The organism is Streptomyces venezuelae (assembly GCF_008642335.1).
In the GTDB taxonomy this organism is placed as follows: Bacteria; Actinomycetota; Actinomycetes; order Streptomycetales; family Streptomycetaceae; genus Streptomyces; species Streptomyces venezuelae_F.
In genome coordinates this window covers 5,654,322-5,674,457 of sequence record NZ_CP029191.1, presented here as the reverse complement: position 1 = coordinate 5,674,457, position 20,136 = coordinate 5,654,322, and the positions used below count along the sequence as shown (strand labels likewise).

Here is a 20,136-nt window from a genome sequence, read left to right as displayed (position 1 = left end):
GCGGGCCTGCCGGTCAGGCGCCGAGGATGCCGCGGTCGTACGCCGTCGCGACGGCCGCGGCACGGTCCTTGACGCCGAGCTTGCCGTAGATGTGGGTGAGATGCGTCTTGACCGTGGCCTCGCTGATGAAGAGTTCCGCGGCGATCTCACGGTTCGACCTGCCCCTGGCGACGAGCGCGAGCACTTCCCTCTCACGGGAGCTCAGCGGTTCGTTGCCGGGGGCACGCACGCGTGAGACGAGGCGGGACGCGACGGCGGGCGACAGGACGGTGTGGCCTTCGGCGGCGGCGCGGACCGCGGTGAACAGCTCGTCGCGCGGCGCGTCCTTGAGCAGGTAGCCGGTGGCGCCCGCCTCGATCGCGGGGAGCGTGTCGGAGTCGGTGTCGTACGTGGTGAGGACCAGGACGCGGGCGCGGGCGCCGCGACGGGTGAGCTCGGTGATCGCGTCGACACCGCCGCCGCCCGGCATGCGCAGGTCCATGAGGACGACGTCGGGGTCGAGTTCGGCGGTCAGGGCGACCGCCTCCACGCCGTTCGACGCCTCGCCGAGCACCTCGAATCCCGGGGCCGACCGGAACATCCCACGCAGGCCGTCGCGGACGACGGGATGGTCGTCCACGACGATGAGAGTGATCACTTCAGTGCTCATGGCGGACCAACGGTACGCGAGCGGAGACGGCGGTGCCGCCGCCCGCCTCCGACTCCACGGTGAGCGATCCGGCGATGCGTTCGGCGCGGGCCCGCATGCCGTCGAGGCCGAACCCGCCGGTGCCGGTGCGCTCCACGGGGGCGAGGGGGTCGAAGCCGCGGCCGTCGTCGCGTACGTCGAGGGTGACCTCGTCGTCCATGAAGGAGAGGGTCACTCCGAGGCGGGCCGCTGCCGCGTGCCGTGCGGTGTTGGAGAGGGCTTCCTGGACGATGCGCAGGAGGGTCGCCTCGATCTCCTCGTGCAGCGGTTCGGCGGTGCCGGTGACGGTGAAATGGGCGCGCACGCCGGTGCGTTCGGCCCACTGGGCGACCGTCTTGTCGAGCGCTTCGGGGAGCCGGTCGTGCTCCAGGGGCGCGGGTGACAGGTTGTGCACGGAGCGGCGGGCCTCGCCGAGGCTGTGCCGGGCGAGGGCGGCGGCGCGGTCCAGGTGTTCGCGGGCCAGCTTCTCGTCGTCGGCGCCGGAGACGACCTGGAGCTGGGCGATGATCCCGGTGAGGCCCTGCGCGATGGTGTCGTGGATCTCGGCGGCGAGCCTGCGCCGCTCGTCGGCGACGCCGGCCTCCCGCGCCTGCACGAGGAGCTGGGCGTGAAGCGCGGCGTTCTCGTCCATGGCCTGCTGGAGCGCGGTGTTGGTGCGTTCCAGCTCGGTGATGGTGGCGGCGGCGTCGCGGGCGCGCCGGTCCTCCTGGTCGGCGAGGTGGGCGAAGACGATGAGCAGGGCGATGTTCACCGCGAGCAGCCCGCCGAAGACGACCCAGCCGAGCTCGCCCCGCGGCGGCAGCCCGCCGGACTGGGAGCCGGACATGATGACGGCGGTGGCGAAGAGGCCGAGCTTGACCAGGCGCGGGGGCAGCAGCCGCTCGGTGCCGAAGTAGCCGACGACGGCGTAGAACGCGAAGAACGGGTTGAGCCAGGTGAGGACGAAGGCGACGGCCCAGCGCAGGACGTAGTAGAGGACGGAGGCGGACGAGGGTCCTGGGCGGGTGCGGACCTTCGCGTCCCACCACAGCTGGAGCGCGGCGCCCGCCGCGACCAGCGCCCCGGCCACGTACCACTGGCGGCGGTCCATGCCGACGACACCGCTCGTGGCGACGGCCATCAGGAGCCCGAAGGCGAGCAGTGTGTAGGGCCCCCAGCGGTGGAACATGCTCCAGCGCTGTTCGATCAGTTCCGCCGCGTCCGCCGTGCTCCTGCTCACGGGCCCAGTGTGGTCCGTCACTCCCACCGGAACCAACGCGAGGCCCCCGCCGACAGGAGCGCGGTCCACAGGGCGAGTACGCCCAGGTGGCTCCAGCCGGGCCAGTCGCCCGCCGCGGCCTCGGCGAGGGCCTGGGAGGCGGCGCCGAGCGGGGCGAACTCGACGACGCGGGCGAGCGTGCCGGGCATCGCCTGCACCGGCAGCCAGACGCCGGCACTGAACATCATCGGGAAGAAGACGGCGGAGCCGATCGCCGTCGCGGCCTTCGTGGTGCGGGCGAGCGCGGAGACGAGGGCGCCCAGGGCGAGCCCGCACAGGACGGCGAGGACGAGCGCGAGGACGTATCCGAAGGCCTGGCGCGGCAGGGTCACGTCGAAGGCGAGGCGCCCGACGGTCAGGGAGAGCAGCGCGGAGACGAGGGCGGCCGTGCCGTGGATGCTCATCTGCGCGCCGAGGACGGCGGAGGGCCGCACCGGGGTCGTGGACATCCGGCGCAGGATGCCGCGCTCGCGGTAGCCGGTGATGAGCGGCGGCATGGCCTGCAGCCCCGCCATGATCAGGCCGAGGAGCACCGTGACGGGTACGTACGCGTCGACCATCCTGCTGCCGCCGAGCGAGTCGGCGGGCTCACGGAAAGAGGGGATGGAGCCGAGGATCACGAGGAGGACCGTGGGGAACGCCATGATCCAGAACAGGGCGCCGGGTTCGCGCCGGAAGAGCCGGAACTCCGCCCTGAGGACGGCGGATCCGCCGCTTCCGCCGGAGGTGGTGTGCGGTGCGGCGACGGCGGTCATGCCGATGCTCCCGTCAGGTCGAGGAAGGCGTCGTCCAGGGTGGCGTCGGCGACGCGGAGTTGGTGGGCGGTGATGTGCCGACGGGCGAGCAGGGTGATGGCGGCGTCGACGGTCTCGTCGGTGCCGTTCAGGGTGTAGCGGCCGTCGCGCTCCTGGACGGAGGTGACGGCGGGCAGGGCCGCGAGGGCGCGCTCGTCGAGCGGCGCGGACGGCGTGAACGACATGACGGTGGAGCTCGCGGACCGGCTGATCAGGCCCGCCGGGGAGTCGAGGGCGGCGACGCGGCCCTTGTCGATGACCGCGATGCGGTCGCAGAGGCGCTGCGCCTCCTCCATGAAGTGGGTGACGAGGAGGACGGTGACGCCCCGGTCGCGCACGTCCTCGATGAGCTCCCAGGTGTCGCGGCGGGCGCGCGGGTCGAGCCCGGTGGTCAGCTCGTCGAGGACGACGACCTTCGGGTTCCCGATCAGGGCGAGCGCGATGAACAGCCGCTGCTTCTGGCCGCCCGAGAGCCTGCCGAAGCGGCTGTCGAGCTTGTCGGTCAGCCGCAGCCGTTCGGCGAGGGGCCGCCAGTCGGCGGGGTCCGCATAGAACGCGGCGTACAGCTCGAGGGCCTCGCGCACGGTGAGCTTCGGCTGCAGCTCGCTCTGCTGGAGCTGCGCGCCGAGGACGTGCGTGAGCCGCTGGTGGTCGGCGACGGGGTCGAGCCCCGCGACGCGCACGACACCGGAGTCGGGGACGCGCAGGCCCTCCACGCACTCCACGGTGGTGGTCTTGCCCGCGCCGTTCGGCCCGAGTATCCCGAAGATCTCGCCCTCCTCGACGCCGAAGGAGACACCGTCGACGACGGTGCGTCCGCCGTAGGCCTTGCTGAGTCCGTGCACTTCGATGAGGGGCATGCGTCGAGAATCGCCGGTGGGCGGGGGCGCGGGCATCGCCCATCGCGCTCGAAGCGGCATCAGCCGATCGGTTGATGCCGGGCTACGACCCCGGCGGCGGTGCGGTGCAGCGCGCGCCCCGCTCGTAGCCCTGGACGCGGCGGCCGCGCACCTCGATGTCCGTGCAGCGCGTGAAGTGCTCGACCAGGACCCGGCGCTTGACGGTGTCGCGCCCGCCGCCGGGTTGGTCGTCGGCGTCCGCGACGACCAGGATGCGGTGCTTGCGGAGCATCGCTTCGCGTATGTACGAGGGTGACTTCTCCGTGCCCTGGAGCGAGCCGGAGGCGGCGGGGCTCTCGGCCAGCGCCAGGTCGTCGAGGTCGGCGAAGGAGCCGGGCGACACCTCGGCGGTGTCGCGGCGCCAGGCCGGGATGAAGAGCACGCCGTCGCCCGGCCGCGAGGTCCCGGCCACCGTCTCGGCGGGGGCGAGGACGTCGTCGACACGGCTCTGCGGGGTGCGCAGGTCGAGCTGGAACGGCAGCAGGGCGGCGAAGACGGCCAGGACGAGCGCGGTGAGGGGACGCCAGGAGCGTACGAGGGCGGCGAGCGCGGTGCCGACGAGCAGGGCGAGGCCGAGGTTGGTGTAGAGGACGTAGCGGTCTATGTAGAGCGGTTTGACCAGGGAGACGAGGAGCAAGGCGGCGAGGGGGACCGCGAGGAGGGGCAGGCCGAGGGAGACGGCGGTGGGGCCGGGCGCTGCGGTCCGCGCGGCCGGATGCCGCTTCAGCAGACCCGCGCACAGCGCGCCCGCAGCCAGCAGGAGCAGGGGCACGAGTGCGGTCGACCAGGTCAAGGGGCGTATCCAGGCGATCTGTTGGGCCTGGGAGCGGCTGGCGAGGACGATCGGCAGCGCACCGGCGACGACCACCGCGGCCGCCGTGAGCCAGCGGGTCAGAAGCAGCAGGGGGGCGCCGCGACGGCGCGCGACGAGGACGGTCGCCGCGTGGGCCGGGAGTACGAGCAGCGAGAACCAGTTGAGCAGCGCGGCGACCAGCAGGGCGGCCGCGTACGCGGTCCAGCGGTGGCCGGACGGGCCCGGCTTTCCGCGCCCGTCCACGAGGGTCACGAGGAGCAGCGTCGCCACCGCCACGGCGGCCACCACCAGGGCGTACGGGCGTCCCTCCTGTGCGTAGTGCTGGGTGCTCGGCACGAGCGCGAAGGCGACGCCGGCCGCGACGCCCGCGCGGGGTCCGGCCAGTCGGCGGGCGGTCGCGGCGAGCGCGGCGGCCGCACCGGCCATGGCGAGGACGGAGGGCAGGCGCAGGGTGACGAGGCCGTCTCCGAGGACGGCGAAGACGCCGTGCATGAACAGGTAGTAGGCGCCGTGCACGACATCGATCCGGTCAAGGAGGTGCGCGAGATCGGGGAGCGTCCGGTGGGCGGCCTCCCACGTGGCCGCCTCGTCGCGCCACATGCTGTCCTCGCGCGTGATGCCCCATGAGCCGAGGAGGAGGGTGAGGGCGGCGGGCCCGAGCGTGCCGAGTGCTGATCTGGGCGTGGGCATGACGGAGCTCCGGGCGGCGTGAAGGGGTGCGGGCGACCGGGACACCGGGCTGCCGCCGGACGGTCGCGATCACGGTTCTCACGCTAGGCAACGGCACGATCAAGGACGTCACCTGCGGCGACGAGGTACCGACTCCGTCCCGGGAGTGACTTCGGGCCGGCGTCGGCCGCGGGGAGTAGCACTTGCGTACCGCCTGGCGTGCCCGCGAACCTGGACACAGGCCCTAGGTCCAGCGCAGTACTGCCTACCGTCCAAAACTCGGTGGGCTCTGTCAGTGGCGATCCGTAGGCTCGCTCCTGATGCCGAAATCAGATGCCCCTGCCAAGGAACCTGCCAAGGATCGGTCCGCCGTACGGATATTGCTGCGCCTCTGGCCGTACGTGCGCCCGGTGCGAACTCGCCTGATCATCGCGGCGGTTGTCGCGATCGTCGCCTCCTGCACGGGGCTCGTCTTCCCCCTCGTGCTGAAGTGGATGGTGGACGGCCCGGTGGCCGACCGGGATCCGACGGGAGTGTGGCTGGGGGCCCTGCTGCTGCTTCTGCTCGGGGTCACCGAGGCGCTGCTGTTCGGGCTGCGGCGGTGGCTGGTCGCCCGGCCGCTCGCGAGCGTGGAGGCGGCGATGCGGGCGGATCTGTTCCGCCATCTGCAGCGGCTCCCGGTGGCCTTCCACGACCGGTGGGCGTCCGGCCAACTCCTTTCACGCGGCACGACCGACCTGATGCTGCTGCGCATGTTCCTCGCCTTCCCGCTGACGTTCCTGCTGGTCAACGGGGCGACGATCGTGGTCGGCGTGATCATCCTGCTGGGGCAGGACTTCGCGCTCGGGCTCGTGCTGCTCGCCCCCGTGGTGCCGATGGTCATCGCGACGGCGTACTTCGAGGGGCGGTACGCCGCGGTGGCGCGGCAGGCGCAGGACCAGGTCGGCGACCTGACGACGGTCGTCGAGGAGAGCGTGCTCGGCATCCGCATCATCAAGGGCTTCGGCCGCCACCGCAGCCAGGCGCGGGCGTTCCGCGAACTCTCGCACACCCTGCGCGGCACCGAGATGGTCAAGGCGCGGCTGCTCGCCGCGATCTGGGCCGTGATCGTGACGCTGCCCGAGATCGCCATCGGGGCGGCGCTGGTGCTCGGCACGGTGCGGGTCGCCGACGGCGGGCTCTCGGCCGGCACGCTGGTCGCCTTCCTGTCGACGGCGCTCGCGTTGCGGTGGCCCGTGGAGTCGATCGGGTTCCTTCTCGCGATGAGCCAGGAGTCGGCGACGGCCACGGAGCGGTACTTCGAGGTGATGGACGCGGAGCCGGAGAGCGGGACGGGGGCCGTTGCCCGGAAGGAACTCTCCGCGGGCGCGTCGGACGACGACTCTTCTTCCTCGCACGACGGACTCCGTTTCCACGACGTCGAGTTCAGGTATCCGGACGCCGCGGCCGACGCCCCCGCCGTCCTCTCCCACGTCGATCTCCACGTACGCCGCGGCGAGACCATGGCGCTCGTCGGCGCGACCGGCAGCGGCAAGACCACGCTCACCGCGCTGGTGCCCCGGCTGCACGAGGTGACCGGCGGCCGCATCACCCTCGACGGCGAGGACATCACCGCGATGGACCGCGCGCACCTGCGGACCCTCGTGGCCGTCGCCTTCGAGGAGCCCACCCTGTTCTCCGCCACGGTCGGCGAGAACGTCCTGATGGGCGCCGACGAGGAAGCGGGCGACGCGGCGCTGGCCCGCGCCCTCGACGTGGCGCAGGCCGGCTTCGCGCACGCCCTGCCGCAGGGCACCGGCACGCAGGTCGGGGAGCAGGGCCTGAGCCTCTCCGGCGGCCAGCGCCAGCGCCTCGCCCTGGCCCGCGCGGTGGTGGGCCGCCCCCGCTTCCTCGTCCTCGACGACCCGCTGTCCGCGCTCGACGTCCACACGGAGGCGCTCGTGGAGGCGGCGCTGCGGAGGGTCCTCGCGGACACGACCGCGCTCATCGTCGCTCACCGCCCGTCCACGGTGCTGCTCGCCGACCGGGTAGCCCTGCTCTCGGGCGGCCGTGTCGCCGCGGTCGGCACGCACCAGGAACTCCTGCGGGACAACGCGGAGTACGCGTGGCTGATGTCGGGCACCGAGAACGCGACGGACCCGCCGCCCGCGCCGGCACCCGGCACGCCCGCCGCCCCCACCACGCCCGCCGCCCCCGCCGAGGAGGCCGCTCGATGACCGTGCCCGCATCCGTACGGGAGAAGCCCTTCGACCCCGAGGGCGACGACGAGCCCGGCCTGCCCGGCGCGTCGCCCGCCGAGCCCGACGACCCGTTCGACAAGGACGAGCTGCCCGCTCCGCCGGGCGCCACCCGCGCCCTGCTGCTCTCGCTGCTCTCACCGCTGCGCCGCCGCGTCGTGCTCGCCGCCGTGCTGCTCCTCGTACAGCAGGCCGTCGTGCAGGCGGGACCGCTGCTCGTCGCGTATGCCATCGACCGCGGCGCGCCCGCCGTGCGCGCCGACGACTACGGCCCGCTGATCGCCGTCGCCGTCGGCTACCTGTGCTGCGCGGGCGCGTCCGGCGCTCTCCAGTACGCGTTCATCATCGCCTCCGCCCGCGTCAACCAGGACGTCCTGCTCGATCTGCGCGGCCGCATCTTCCGGCACGCGCAGGCGCTCAGCGTCGACTTCCACGAGCGGTACACCTCGGGGCGGCTGATCTCCCGCTCCACCACCGACGTCGAGTCGCTGCGCGAGCTGCTCAGCGAGGGGCTGCAGGAACTCCTCACGGTCATCCTGTCCTTCGTCTACATCTCCGCGATGCTGCTCTGGCTCGACCTGGGCCTCGGTGCGGTGGCGGTCGCCTCCTTCATCCCGCTGTATCTGCTCATCCGTCTCTACCAACGGCGCGCCGGGGTCATGTTCCGCAACCGGTCGACGGCGATCGCCGCCGTCATCGTGAAGTTCGCGGAGACCATGAACGGCATCCGGCCGGTGCGGGCCTTCCGCAGGGAGCAGGCCAACGACGCGGAGTTCCGGGTGCTCAACCACCGGCACGAGCGGACCAACGGCGACGCGATGCTGGAGATGGCCCGCTATGTCGTCGGCTCGCGGCTCGTCGCCAACACCGCGGTGGCCGCGATCGTGCTGTGGGGCGCCCACCGGGTCGCGGACGGCGGGCTCGCGCTCGGCGTGCTGGCCGCTGCCGTGCTGTATCTGCGGCGCCTTTACGACCCGATCGACCGGCTCGGCATGTTCCTCAACTCCTACCAGTCGGCGGCCGCGTCCCTGGAGAAGGTCGCGGGACTGCTCGCCCAGACCCCGACCGTGCCCGAGCCGGACCCGTCCGTCGCCCGCCCGCTGCCGGTCCTCGAGACCGACCACCCCGGTCGCGAAGTCCGCTTCGAGGGCGTCCGGTTCGCCTACCGCACGGGCGGCGAGATCCTGCCCCGCTTCGACCTCACGCTGCCCGCCGGGCAGACCGTGGCGGTGGTCGGCTCCACGGGCGCGGGCAAGTCGACGCTGGCGAAACTCCTCGCCCGCTTCTACGACCCGACGGAGGGCGGCGTCCTCCTGGACGGCGTCGACCTGCGCGAACTCGCCCTCGCCGAGCTGCGGCGCGGGGTCGTCATGGTGACGCAGGAGGCGTTCCTGTTCTCCGGGACCGTCGCGGAGAACATCGCGATCGGCCGTCCGGAGGCCACCCGCGAGGACATCGAGCGCGCGGCGAAGGCCATCGGCGCCCACGACTTCATCGTGTCGCTCCCGGACGGCTACGACACGGACGTACGCAAGCGGGGCGGCCGGATCTCCGCGGGCCAGCGCCAGCTGGTCGCCTTCGCCCGCGCCCTGCTCGCCGACCCGGCGGTGCTGATCCTCGACGAGGCGACGAGCTCCCTGGACATCCCCGGCGAGCGTGCGGTGCAGCGCGCCATGCACACGGTGCTGCGCGGCCGCACGGCCGTGGTCATCGCCCACCGCCTGTCCACGGTGGAGATCGCCGACCGGGTACTGGTCATGGAGCACGGCCGCATCGTGGAGGACGGCACGCCCGAGGAACTCATCGCGGGTACGGGTGCCTTCGCGGAGCTGCACCGGGCGTGGCGCGAGAGTGTGGTGGGCTGACGGCATGAGCGACGGGACGAGCACGGACATGCGGGCGGGCGCGGCGGGGGCCGGCGAGGTGGTCACCGTCCCGGCGAGCCACCAGGGGTATCCGGGCGTCGCCTTCGGCGGGTACGTCGCCGGGCTGCTCGCCGCACGCGCGCCGGCCGGCACGGTCCGAGTGGACTTCCGGGCGGCGACGCCGGTGTCCGAACCGGTTCGGCTGACCGAACTCCCGGATGGGGGAGCGAAGTTGAGCGGCAGGTCAGGCGCCGTGCTCGCGACCGCGACGCCCGTCCCCGACCTGTCCGCCTCCGCCGTCCCGGCCCCGCCGTCCTGGGACCGGGCAGCGGCGGCGGCCGAGGCGTTCCGCACGGCGGGGCCGACGGGGCTCGCCGCGGACGGAACCGTGGTCGACTGCTTCGGCTGCGGGCCGCGCCCGCCGGGCCGCGGCCTGCGGCAGTGCTGCATGCCGGTGCCGGGCCGTGACGTGGTGGCGACGGCGTGGACGGCGCACCCCGCCTTCGCGGACGCGCGGGGACTGATGCGCGCCGAAATGCTGTGGGCCGTCCTCGACTGCCCGACGGCCTGGGCGGGCGTGCACGCGGGGAGCCTCCGCCCCGGCGCGGTCACGGCCTCGCTCACGGCGACCCTGCTGCGGCCCGTGGCGGCGGGCGAGGACCACATCACGTACGCGTGGCGGATGTCGTCGGCGGGCCGCAAGCACACGATGGGCGCGGCGGTGACGACGGCCCGGGGCGAGCTGTGCGCGGTGGGCGAGGCGCTGTGGATCGACCCGCGGCGGGAGCCCGGGACCCGCGGCACCTGACGGTCCGCCGTGGGGATCAATGGGCGGCGATGGGGATATCTCCCGTTCTCCGCCCCGCGGCCCACAGGACTGGACCACCGACGAAATACGGCCATGCGCCGCAGGTCGGCGTGGCGCGCACCGCTCTCGAACAGGGTTCCGCACGGTCCCGCGGCGCGAGCATGACGTGCGGACTTACAGCCGCCGTACGCTCCTCGGACGCCCGTCGACGGCTGTCGGCCGTGACTCCGGATAGCGAACGCGTGCCACCGGCCAACGGACTGATTCCGGCCAACTACTGATGCGCACCTGACAACAGGCGCTCTCTGGTGCCACTCTTCCCCTCGACCGCCGCACGACTTTCAACAAGGCGACGGTTTCTCTTCACGCAATACCCGTTGTGCACCGCCCAGTTCTGCGTTCCGCCTTGCTCTGCCCGGACGGCGACCCAACCGCCCGGTAGCTCTGGCCGCGCATCCCCGCGGCCGCGCAGAAGGAGTCCGTGTTGAGAAACACCTCCCACAGACACACCCCCCGCACTCGTTCGGTCCGCACCCGTGCGACCGCCGCCGGTGCCCTCTCCGCCGTCGCCGCGCTCCTGGCCGTGGCCGTCCAGGCGGGCCCCGCTTCGGCCGACGACCCGGCCGTCAAGGCGAGCCCCGCGGCGGCCCAGAAGCTCGGCAAGGTCGACCCCGGCGCCCTGGCCGCCAAGCTCTCCCCCGCCCAGCGCGCGGAGCTCATCCGCGACGCCAACGCCACCAAGGCGGAGACCGCCGAGGACCTGAACCTCGGCGCCAAGGAGAAGCTGGTCGTCCGCGACGTCTCCAAGGACCGTGACGGCACCGTCCACACCCGCTACGAGCGCACCTACGACGGCCTGCCCGTCCTCGGCGGCGACCTCGTGGTCGACACCGCGAAGTCCGGGAAGACCGAGAGCGTCACCAAGGCGTCGAAGGCGCAGCTCAAGGGCGTCGACACCAGCGCCGACATCAAGGCGTCGGCCGCCGAGAAGCAGGCGCTCGGCGCGGCGAAGGCCGCGGGCTCGAAGAAGACCGACGCGGACCGGGCGCCGCGCAAGGTCGTGTGGATGGCCAAGGGCACGCCGACCCTCGCGTACGAGACCGTGGTCGGCGGGCTGCAGCACGACGGCACCCCGAACGAGCTGCACGTCATCACGGACGCCGCCACCGGCAAGAAGCTCTTCCAGTGGCAGGGCGTCGAGAACGGCACGGGCAACACGCAGTACAGCGGCCAGGTGACGGTCGGCTCGGTCCAGTCGGGCTCCACGTACAACCTGACCGACTCGGGCCGCGGCAACCACAAGACGTACAACCTGAACCGCGCCACGTCGGGCACCGGCACGCTCTTCTCCGGTCCCGACGACATCTGGGGCAACGGGCAGGCCTCGAACCTGGAGACCGCGGGCGCGGACGCCGCCTACGGCGCGCAGCTCACCTGGGACTACTACAAGAACGTGCACGGCCGCAGCGGCATCCGCGGCGACGGTGTCGGTGCGTCCTCCCGCGTCCACTACGGCAACAACTACGTCAACGCCTTCTGGCAGGACTCCTGCTTCTGCATGACGTACGGCGACGGCTCCGGCAACTCCAAGCCGCTGACGTCCATCGACGTCGCCGCCCACGAGATGACGCACGGCGTGACGGCCGCGACCGGCAACATGACGTACAGCGGCGAGTCCGGCGGCCTGAACGAGGCCACCTCCGACATCTTCGCGGCGGCCGTGGAGTTCAACGCCAACAACGCGCAGGACAAGGGCGACTACCTCGTCGGCGAGAAGATCGACATCAACGGCGACGGCACCCCGCTGCGCTACATGGACAAGCCCTCCAAGGACGGCGGGTCCAAGGACTCGTGGTACTCGGGCATCGGCAACATCGACGTGCACTACTCGTCGGGCGTCGCCAACCACTTCTACTACCTGCTGAGCGAGGGCAGCGGCAAGAAGGAGATCAACGGCGTCCAGTACGACTCGCCGACCTCCGACGGCCTGCCGGTGACCGGCATCGGCCGCGACAAGGCCTCGCTGATCTGGTTCAAGGCGCTCACCACGAAGTTCACCACGACCACCAACTACGCGGCGGCCCGCACCGGGACGCTCGCGGCGGCCGGTGAGCTGTACGGCACCACCAGCACCGAGTACAAGGCCGTCGCCCACGCCTGGGCGGCCGTGAACGTCGGCAGCCGGCCGGGCGGCGAGGAGCCCCCCGGGACGTCCTTCGAGAACACCACGGACGTCGCCATTCCGGACGCCGGCGCCGCGGTGACCTCGTCCATCAACGTCACCGGCCGCACCGGCAACGCGCCGAGCGCCCTCAAGGTCGGCGTCGACATCGTGCACACGTGGCGCGGTGACCTGAAGGTCGACCTGCTCGCCCCCGACGGGACGGTCTACCCGCTGAAGCCGGCCAGTTCCTCCGACTCGGCGGACAACGTCAAGGAGACCTACACGGTCAACGCCTCGTCCGAGGTGGCCAACGGCACCTGGAAGCTGCGCGTCCAGGACGTGGCGCGGCAGGACACGGGCTACATCAACAGCTGGAAGGTCACCTTCCCGTAAGCCCACGTGAGCCCACGTGAGCCCATGTAGGGCCACGTACGGCCACTCAAGGCCATTGCAGACGGCGCCGCCCCGGGTGACTCAACTCCCCGGGGCGGCGCGCTTTTTGCTGCCCGCGTGCCGTTCACACACTGTTCGCAATGCGTACTTCGTCTCCCGCTCAACGAACTATTTCCGGCCAACATGCGATCAAGGGATGACATGTACCTGGCTCGAATGACACTCTTCCCTCGCACCACACATGAGTCACACCCGCACCGCATCTTTCATGCCCGGACGGACACCCACACCATCCGGGCCCCCCACAGAAGGAGCCTGCGTGACCCCCCACATATCCCGTAAGCGTTCGATGCTGGCGATCTCGACCGCGGTCGCCGCCGGAGCGCTGCTCGCCGCCGGTCTCACCACCGGCGCCTCCGCGCAGCCCGTCTCCGCGTCCGGCACACCCGTCGCCCTCTCGTCGACGGCCCGCGCGGACCTGCTGCAGGACGCGAGCGCGGACACGGCAGCCACCGCCGACAGGATCGGCCTCGGCGCCAAGGAGAAGCTGGTCGTCCGCGACGTCGTCAAGGACGCCAATGGCACCACGCACACCCGCTACGAGCGCACCTACGACGGCCTGCCCGTCCTCGGCGGCGACCTCGTCGTGCACACCGCCAAGAGCGGCAAGGTGAAGAGCGTCACCAAGGCCACCAAGGCCTCGGTGAAGGTCGCGTCCACCGACGCGAAGCTCGGCAAGTCCGCCGTGGCCAAGTCGGCCGAGTCGACCGCCGCCAAGGCCAAGACCGGCAAGGCCGACGCGCAGTCGCCGCGCAAGGTGATCTGGGCCGCCTCCGGCAAGCCCGTCCTCGCGTACGAAACCGTCGTCACCGGTGTGCAGAAGGACGGCACGCCGAGCAGACTGCACGTCATCACCGACGCCACGACCGGCAAGAAGCTCTTCGAGCGTCAGGCCATCGAGAACGGCACCGGCAACAGCCAGTACAGCGGCAAGGTCGAGATCGGCTCCAAGAAGGGCAGCAACGGCTTCGACCTGACCGACGACTCGCGCGGCGGCCACTCCACGTTCAACCTGGAGAACGGCCAGGGCGAGGGCAAGCTCTTCACGGACGACGACGACACGTGGGGCAACGGCAAGCCGGACGACGCCCAGACCGCCGCCGTCGACGCCGCCTACGGCGCCCAGGTCACCTGGGACTACTACAAGAACGTCCACGGCCGCGAGGGCATCAAGGGCGACGGCAAGGGCGCGACCTCCCGCGTCCACTACGGCGACTCGTACGTCAACGCCTTCTGGGACGACAGCTGCTTCTGCATGACGTACGGCGACGGCGAGGGCAACAAGAAGCCCCTCACCTCGATCGACGTCGCGGCCCACGAGATGTCGCACGGCGTCACCTCGGCGACCGGCAACATGGAGTACAGCGGTGAGTCGGGCGGCCTGAACGAGGCCACCTCCGACATCTTCGGCTCCTCCGTCGAGTTCAACGCCAAGAGCCCCGAGGACATCGGCGACTACCTCATCGGCGAAGAGATCGACATCAACGGCGACGGCTCCCCGCTGCGCTACATGGACAAGCCCTCCAAGGACGGCCAGTCCCTGGACAGCTGGAGCACCGACGCGGGCAACGTCGACGTCCACTACTCCTCGGGCATCGCCAACCACTTCTTCTACCTCCTGTCCGAGGGCAGCGGCGCGAAGGAGATCAACGGCGTCAAGTACGACTCGCCGACCGCCGACGGCTCCAAGGTCGAGGGCATCGGCCGTGACAAGGCCGAGAAGATCTGGTTCAAGGCCCTGACGGCTTACTTCACGTCGACGACCGACTACAAGGCGGCCCGCGAGGGCACGCTGAAGGCGGCGACGGACCTGTACGGCGCGGACTCGGCCGAGGTCAAGGCCGTGGGCGCGGCCTGGACGGGCGTCGCGGTCAAGTAAGCGGTCACCGCGACGGGCGGCACCCGGGGGTTCCTTCCTCCCCCCGGGTGCCGCTTTTCCGTTCACTCCCCCTTGAGCTCCCGGCTGTTGGCCCGGTTCTTCGCGATGTTCCGCGTCTTTTTGGTACGGGCCGACTCGGCGACCACGGCGAGCACGGCCGGCGACCTCGACCACTCGGCGAGCTCGCGCTGCATCCAGTCGGTGACCCCGCCGAGCTCGTCCGGTGTCGGTACGTGGCCGTCCTTGACGGTCAGGTAGAGCAGCCAGTCGTCGATGCGGCGGCGGATGAAGTCGCGGTTCCCCCCGGCCGGGAGCCGTTCGATCTCCGGCAGCACCTCGTCCGCCCACTGCCGGAACTCGTCGGGACCGCTCGCTTCAGACGCGATCTTGTCCACAAGGGCGACCACCGCCGTCTTGGCCGCCACCTCGTCGGGGTCGCGCAGGTATGCGGACACGCGCGCGTGCCCGGAACTCAGTGCCACTCGTCGGGATCGAGAGCGGCTCCGACGAAGCCGTCGCCCCTCGTGACGATCAGGTCGGGCTGCTCCACTCTGCGAGCGACCTTCTCCTGCATCTCCCGATCGAACTCGCCGCACTCGAAGACGAAATGCTCGGCGATGGCAGCCCTGTCCAGAGGGAATCCGTCCAGATCCACCGCCGAGTTCGCACGGTCCGCCCCTTGGCAGAGCACGGAGACGAACAGGGGGAAGTGTTCCGTTCCCACCAGGGCATACGCATCGTGAATGACGCACGCGATGCCCACCCGGCTCGTGACCGCGCCGCACAAGTCGTCCAGACAGTCCACCAAGGCATCCCAGTTCCTGCCGTAATAGTTGGGAAACTGGAGTGTGCGCGCGAACGCACTGTGGATGCCCTGCTCAGTCATCAGGTCCGCCGCGGCGAAGTGATAGACGTGACCGCCCTTCGCCTCCAGCGCGGCCAGCTGCCCCTCCGCTTCGGGTGCGCCTTGAGGTACGAAGAGGGCCCAGGGGGCAGACGTCCCTGTGATGTCGAAGCCGGTCATTTTCGCATCATCCCGTGAATTCGCCGACGTAGTAGAACGTTCCATAGTGGTCCGGGGTGTAATACGCGGGGCCGGGACCGTCCTTCGGGGTCAGAAGGCGTTCGGTGCCCCTGATTTCGTCTCCGCAGCCCGGTGCACTGCAGTGCGGGAGATCGGTCTTCGCGTTGACGTCCCATTCCTTGTACTTGCCCCCGGGCAGTTGGGATTTGTTGTTACCCCAGTTCTTGTTGCCATGGTATCCGTCGACCTTTCCGATTCCGTCGGGCCGGGCGTTGACCTTGTTCAACATGTCCGTGGCCCGCTGCGGCGCGGGGCCGGGCAGCAGTCCGGGGCCGTCGGGGCTGCCGGTGTCTCCGCCGTGCTTGTGGCACAGCGGCGCGAGACCCAGGGGGTCGGACCAGGTGTGGGGGTTGTGGACGTAGGCGACGGGGTTCGGCGCCGGGAGCAGGCCCAGGGGGTCGGGGCTGGTGTAGCGCCCGGTCTCCGGATCGTAGTGCCGGTGGTGGTTGTAGTGGAGGCCCGTCTCTGGGTCGTGGTACTGGCCGGGGAAGCGCAGTGGGGTGTACGCCGTCGCGTCTCGGTTCCAGACGGTGCTGCCCCAGAGCGTGGACCGGGTGTGCCAGGCTGTCTCGCCGTCCGGAGTGAGCAGCTGGGTCGGAGTGCCGACCAGATCGGTGACGATGGCGAAGAAGCGCTCGTCGATGACCTCTTGAGGTGCGTCGGCAGCCCATATTCGTTCGGCCTGGCTCAGCGGCGAGAGCCCGTCGTGATCCCAGGTGAGCGTGGTGTACCGGCCCGGTTTTTCCAGCTCGGTGGTCTGCTCGCAGAGCGTGTTGCCGTCCCAGGAGAAGACGACCCGTTCCAGAACGGTCTCCCCGTCGGCGCCGAGACGGAGCTTGGCGGTCCGCCTGCCCAAGGGGTCGTAGGTGTAACGCCAGCGGCTGCCGTCCGGAGTGGTGACCGCGGTGAGACGGTCCTCGGCGTCCCATTCGTAACTCCAGATGTCGGGCTTGCGGGAGAGCCGGGTCTTGCGGCGCACGACCACACGCCCTTGGGCGTCATGCTCGTAATGCACACTTCCCGCCCGGGTCAGCCGTGTACCCGCGTACGTGCGCGGCCCTGTGGCCTCGTGGCCGGGGTGGCGGGCGGGCCACTCCGCCTCGGTCTGGTTGCCCATGGAGTCGTAGGCATAACGCTCGCTCCACCCCGCCGCCCGCACGGCCGTCACCCGGCCCGGCCCGTCGAGGTCGAAGCGCCGGCTGCCGGTGCTGGAGTCCTCGATGCCGGTGAGGTGGCCGTCGGGCCGATAGGTGTAGGAGCGCCGCGCGATCCGCCGGTCCCCGGGAGCCGTGCTCTCCTGCGTGACGAGCCTGCCGAGGCTGTCGTAGTCGTGGGTGAAGGTGAGGGCCCGGTCGATGTGGCGGTGGACCTCACGGTCGGCCGCGTCGTGGGTGAAGTCGATGGTGTGCCCGGCTGTGGAGAGCCGGACGGCGCGTCCCGCGGCGTCGTAGTCCCAGGTGCTACGGGTGCCGGAGGGCGTGGTGCGCAGGGTCCGGTTGCCCGCGGGGTCGTAGGCGAAGCGCATGGTCCGGCCGTCCACCGTCTCCGTGACGCGGCGGCCGACCGCGTCGAGTTCCACCTGCAGGCTGCTGTCCGGGGCGACGGCACCGGTCAGGGAACCGTTCACCGAGTACGTGTAGGTGGTGACCCTGCCGTCCGCGTCCTTGGCCGTGATCTGCCCCAGTGGGTCCCGGTGGTAGCGGATCCGCTGCCCGAGCCCGTTCGTCCGCTCAGAGAGCCGGCCCGCCGCGTCGTAGGAGTAGCGGGCGAGGCGTCCGTCGAAGTCGGTCTCGCAGAGCAGTCGGCCCGCCGCATCGTAGGAGTAGTCCCAGGTCATTCCCAGCGGATTGGTCACCCGGGTGAGGCGGAGCGCGGCGTCGTGCGTGAAGGAGTACCGCTCGCCTCCCGGTTCGATGCGCGCGCTCAACCGGTCGAAGTGCGTGTACTCGAAGGTGCTGGCCCGGCCCAGGGCGTCGAGATGACGGACACAGTTGCCCTCACCGTCGTACTCCCAGGTCTCGTACGTTCCGTCGGGGTCGGTGCGCCGGGACGGCAGGCCTTCGACGGTCCAGTCGATGCGGGTGCGGTTGCCGAGCGGGTCGGTCACCTCGCTGGTCAGTCCAAAGGGGTTGTACGTGTAGTGCGTGGTGCTGCCCCGACTGTCCGTCGCGGAAAGCGGCAGACCAGCGGCGTCGTTCACATAGGCGGCGGTGCGGCCCGTCGCGTCCCGCGCCTCGACGACGCTTCCGTCCGGGCCGCGGAGGAATTGCGTGGTCGCACCGACGGGGTCCGTGACGGCCGTGACGTTGCCGCGCTCGTCGTTGGTGTACCTCCAGAACGTGCCGTCCGGCAGAGCCAGTTCCGTGGGCAGGTACAGGTCGTCGTAGGCGATGCGCACGACGCTTCCGTCGGGCCGTGTCACCTGGACGGGCTGTCCCTGCTCGTTGTTCACGAAAGCCGTGCGGTGCCCGAGCTGGTCCGTGGTGGCCGTGACGTGCTGGTGGGAGTCGTATGTGGTGGTGACCGTGGCACCGAGCGGGTCGGTCTCGGCGACCACCAGGCAGTCGTCGTCGACGACGACACGGGAGACGGCTCCCTCGGCCGTGGTGACCTCCGTGACGCGGCAGTCCGGCCAGGCTGGGTCCAGTACGTCGTAGGCGAAGGTGAATGCCTGGTGGCCGGCCATGCCCCACTGCGCGACGCACCGGTCCTGGTCGTCATAGGTGTAGTGGTAGCGGCTGTTGTTGGTGTCCTCCCACGAGGTGATGCGCAGCCCGTCGTCGTAGGTGAATCGCAGGGGCAGGCCGGAGGAGTTGGTGACGGTGGTGAGGTTGCCGTCGGTGTAGCCGTACCGCTTGACGAGGATGTCGTCGCCGCCCGCGGGGTCCACCAGGGCGAGGGCGGTGACGCGGTCGTCCTCGACGGACAGTCTGAGGTGGTAGCCGCCGGAGTGACGCAGGGCGAGCGGCGTGCCGTCGGCGTCGTGGTCGAAGTCGACCGTGTTGTTGTTGCGGTCGCTGATCCGGTGCAGAGGCGCCACGTCGGGGTAGTCGTCGGTGGGCTCGGCAAAGTGGCGGTCGTGACCGGTGAGCGGCTCGCTGACGCGGTAGCCGCCGCCGTCGAGGCGGGTCAGCGGCCAGCGCGGTCCCGACTCCGGCAGGACGGGGGTGCCCGGCTCCTCCGGATGCGGGTACGTGAGGAGCATGCCGTCCGCGGTGACGAAGACGACGCCGTCCTCGTCGATCTCCAGGCGCTGGTCGATCGTGGACGTCCAGCTCGGGCCGAACCAGCCGCCGGACCGGTAACCCGAGGCGACCCGACGGGTGAAGGACAAGGGCAGCGTGCCCGGCAGGGAGACGTCGGTCTCGTCCAGGAACATCTGCCCGGTGGCCGCGTCGACCGGGTCGCCGCAGCCCTTGATCTTGCTCTTGGCGCGGTTGTACGCGCCCTTCGCCCCGTCCTTGAGGGCCGTGCGCGCGGACTTGAATCCTTTGAGCCCACCCTTGAGGCCCTTTAGCCCCTTGCCGAGTTTGGCGGCGGTGGTGAGGCCCTTCATGCCGGGGACGCAGTCCATGGCGGCGAAGGCCACGTCCATGAGGGTGGCCTGGCCTTTCGCGTATTTGCTCAAGGTGTCGGCCAGCACGATGGCGCCCGCGACGATCACGATCGCGGCGAGGATGGGGCCGCCGACGATCATCGCGATGATCCCGACGACCGCGACGACGACCTTGCAGACGGCGACGATGGTGTCCCAGTTGTCGGAGACCCAGTCGCCGATCTCCTCCCACCACTTGCGGTTCCTGATGCCCGCGTCGGAGGCCTCGTCGATCTTCTTCTTCGCGGTGCCCGCGGCCTCCTCGCGCATCTTGCGCGCGTCGGCCGCCATCTTCTTCGCCGCCTCCAGCGCACTCTTCGCCGAGTCGACATCGCCTTGAGCGGACTTCTGCGCCTTCTCCGCCGAGTTCGCGTTGCGGGTCGCGGCGCGGACCTTGTCCTCGTCCGGCTTGGGCACGTCCTTGCCGCCGCCCGGCTTGTCCTTGTACTTGTCCGCTTCCTTGCCCGCCCGCTCCACCCAGGAATCGGCCGAGGAGAGCCGGGACTTGGCGCTGCTCAGGTCGGCCTGGGCCTCGCGGCCCTTGACCAGCGCCTTGTCGGCCAGGGTCTGGGCGCGCTCCAGCTCGGGCCAGTACGCGGACAGCGCGTCGCCCGCCATCTCGTAGCTCTTCTTGAGCTTCTTCAGCTTGTCCGGGGCGTCCTCGAACTTCTCCGTGAACGCGTCGGCGGTCTTGCCCACCCACTTCAGGATGGCCTCGTCGCCCGCCATCCCCTTGATGTCACGGAGGACCCTGCCCACGTCGTCGGCGAAGTCGTGCAGGCTCTTGGCCAGCGACCGCACCCGATGCGGATCACCCGGCGTCGGATCCTTGTCCAGGTCGAGTACATGCCAATCGGCTGGACGGTGCGCCACTGCTGATTCCCCCGTGCTGGTAAAGGCCGCGCGCCGCGGGCGAACCGTCGGCTCCC

Annotated in this window: 13 protein-coding genes; 5 read left to right on the top strand and 8 right to left on the bottom strand. The window is 71.0% G+C overall.

The features are described from left to right. Nucleotides 1–13 precede the first annotated feature (13 nt). From DEJ49_RS25785 to DEJ49_RS25765, 5 genes are all read right to left on the bottom strand, one after another. Nucleotides 14–649, bottom strand: a complete 636-nt coding sequence (locus DEJ49_RS25785; protein WP_150186320.1) for a response regulator — start codon at nt 647–649, stop codon at nt 14–16. Next, entirely contained in the window at nt 639–1,856 is a 1,218-nt protein-coding gene (locus DEJ49_RS25780) for a sensor histidine kinase (protein ID WP_150188477.1), read from the bottom strand. Before DEJ49_RS25780 ends, DEJ49_RS25785 begins: the two co-directional genes overlap by 11 nt. 68 nt (nt 1,857–1,924) lie before the next feature. Then, nucleotides 1,925–2,701 carry an ABC transporter permease gene (locus DEJ49_RS25775; RefSeq protein ID WP_150186319.1) on the bottom strand — a complete coding sequence of 259 codons (777 nt, stop codon included), beginning with the start codon at nt 2,699–2,701 and terminating at the stop codon, nt 1,925–1,927. Beyond that, nucleotides 2,698–3,600, bottom strand: coding sequence for an ABC transporter ATP-binding protein (locus tag DEJ49_RS25770; protein ID WP_190329447.1), 903 nt, complete (start codon nt 3,598–3,600; stop codon nt 2,698–2,700). The genes DEJ49_RS25775 and DEJ49_RS25770 overlap by 4 nt, the downstream gene beginning before the upstream one ends. An 82-nt stretch (nt 3,601–3,682) precedes the next feature. Beyond that, nucleotides 3,683–5,143 carry a glycosyltransferase family 39 protein gene (locus tag DEJ49_RS25765; RefSeq protein WP_150186318.1) on the bottom strand — a complete coding sequence of 487 codons (1,461 nt, stop codon included), beginning with the start codon at nt 5,141–5,143 and terminating at the stop codon, nt 3,683–3,685. A 299-nt stretch (nt 5,144–5,442) separates the two neighbouring features. Between DEJ49_RS25765 and DEJ49_RS25760 the strand changes: the two genes are divergently transcribed. From DEJ49_RS25760 to DEJ49_RS25740, 5 genes are all read left to right on the top strand, one after another. Beyond that, complete coding sequence (locus tag DEJ49_RS25760; RefSeq protein WP_150186317.1) at nt 5,443–7,338, top strand: ABC transporter ATP-binding protein; 1,896 nt, start codon at nt 5,443–5,445, stop codon at nt 7,336–7,338. Beyond that, a complete protein-coding gene (locus DEJ49_RS25755) occupies nt 7,335–9,224 on the top strand; it encodes an ABC transporter ATP-binding protein (RefSeq protein ID WP_150186316.1) in 1,890 nt (629 codons plus the stop codon). The genes DEJ49_RS25760 and DEJ49_RS25755 overlap by 4 nt, the downstream gene beginning before the upstream one ends. 4 nt (nt 9,225–9,228) lie before the next feature. Then, complete coding sequence (locus DEJ49_RS25750) at nt 9,229–10,032, top strand: PaaI family thioesterase (RefSeq protein ID WP_223832998.1); 804 nt, start codon at nt 9,229–9,231, stop codon at nt 10,030–10,032. A 484-nt stretch (nt 10,033–10,516) separates the two neighbouring features. Then, a complete protein-coding gene (locus DEJ49_RS25745) occupies nt 10,517–12,589 on the top strand; it encodes a M4 family metallopeptidase (RefSeq protein ID WP_150186315.1) in 2,073 nt (690 codons plus the stop codon). A gap of 319 nt (nt 12,590–12,908) precedes the next feature. Further along, complete coding sequence (locus DEJ49_RS25740; RefSeq protein ID WP_150186314.1) at nt 12,909–14,528, top strand: M4 family metallopeptidase; 1,620 nt, start codon at nt 12,909–12,911, stop codon at nt 14,526–14,528. 62 nt (nt 14,529–14,590) lie between these two features. On the opposite strand, the gene DEJ49_RS25735 is transcribed toward DEJ49_RS25740, so the two are convergent. Genes DEJ49_RS25735 through DEJ49_RS25725 form a run of 3 tightly spaced genes read right to left on the bottom strand, consistent with a single transcriptional unit; the run spans nt 14,591 to nt 20,080 of the window. Next, a complete protein-coding gene (locus tag DEJ49_RS25735; protein ID WP_150186313.1) occupies nt 14,591–14,983 on the bottom strand; it encodes a hypothetical protein in 393 nt (130 codons plus the stop codon). A gap of 17 nt (nt 14,984–15,000) precedes the next feature. Next, a complete protein-coding gene (locus DEJ49_RS25730) occupies nt 15,001–15,552 on the bottom strand; it encodes a barstar family protein (RefSeq protein ID WP_150186312.1) in 552 nt (183 codons plus the stop codon). Between the two features lie 7 nt (nt 15,553–15,559). Beyond that, nucleotides 15,560–20,080, bottom strand: a complete 4,521-nt coding sequence (locus DEJ49_RS25725; RefSeq protein WP_150186311.1) for a DUF6531 domain-containing protein — start codon at nt 20,078–20,080, stop codon at nt 15,560–15,562. Between the last annotated feature and the right edge of the window lie 56 nt (nt 20,081–20,136).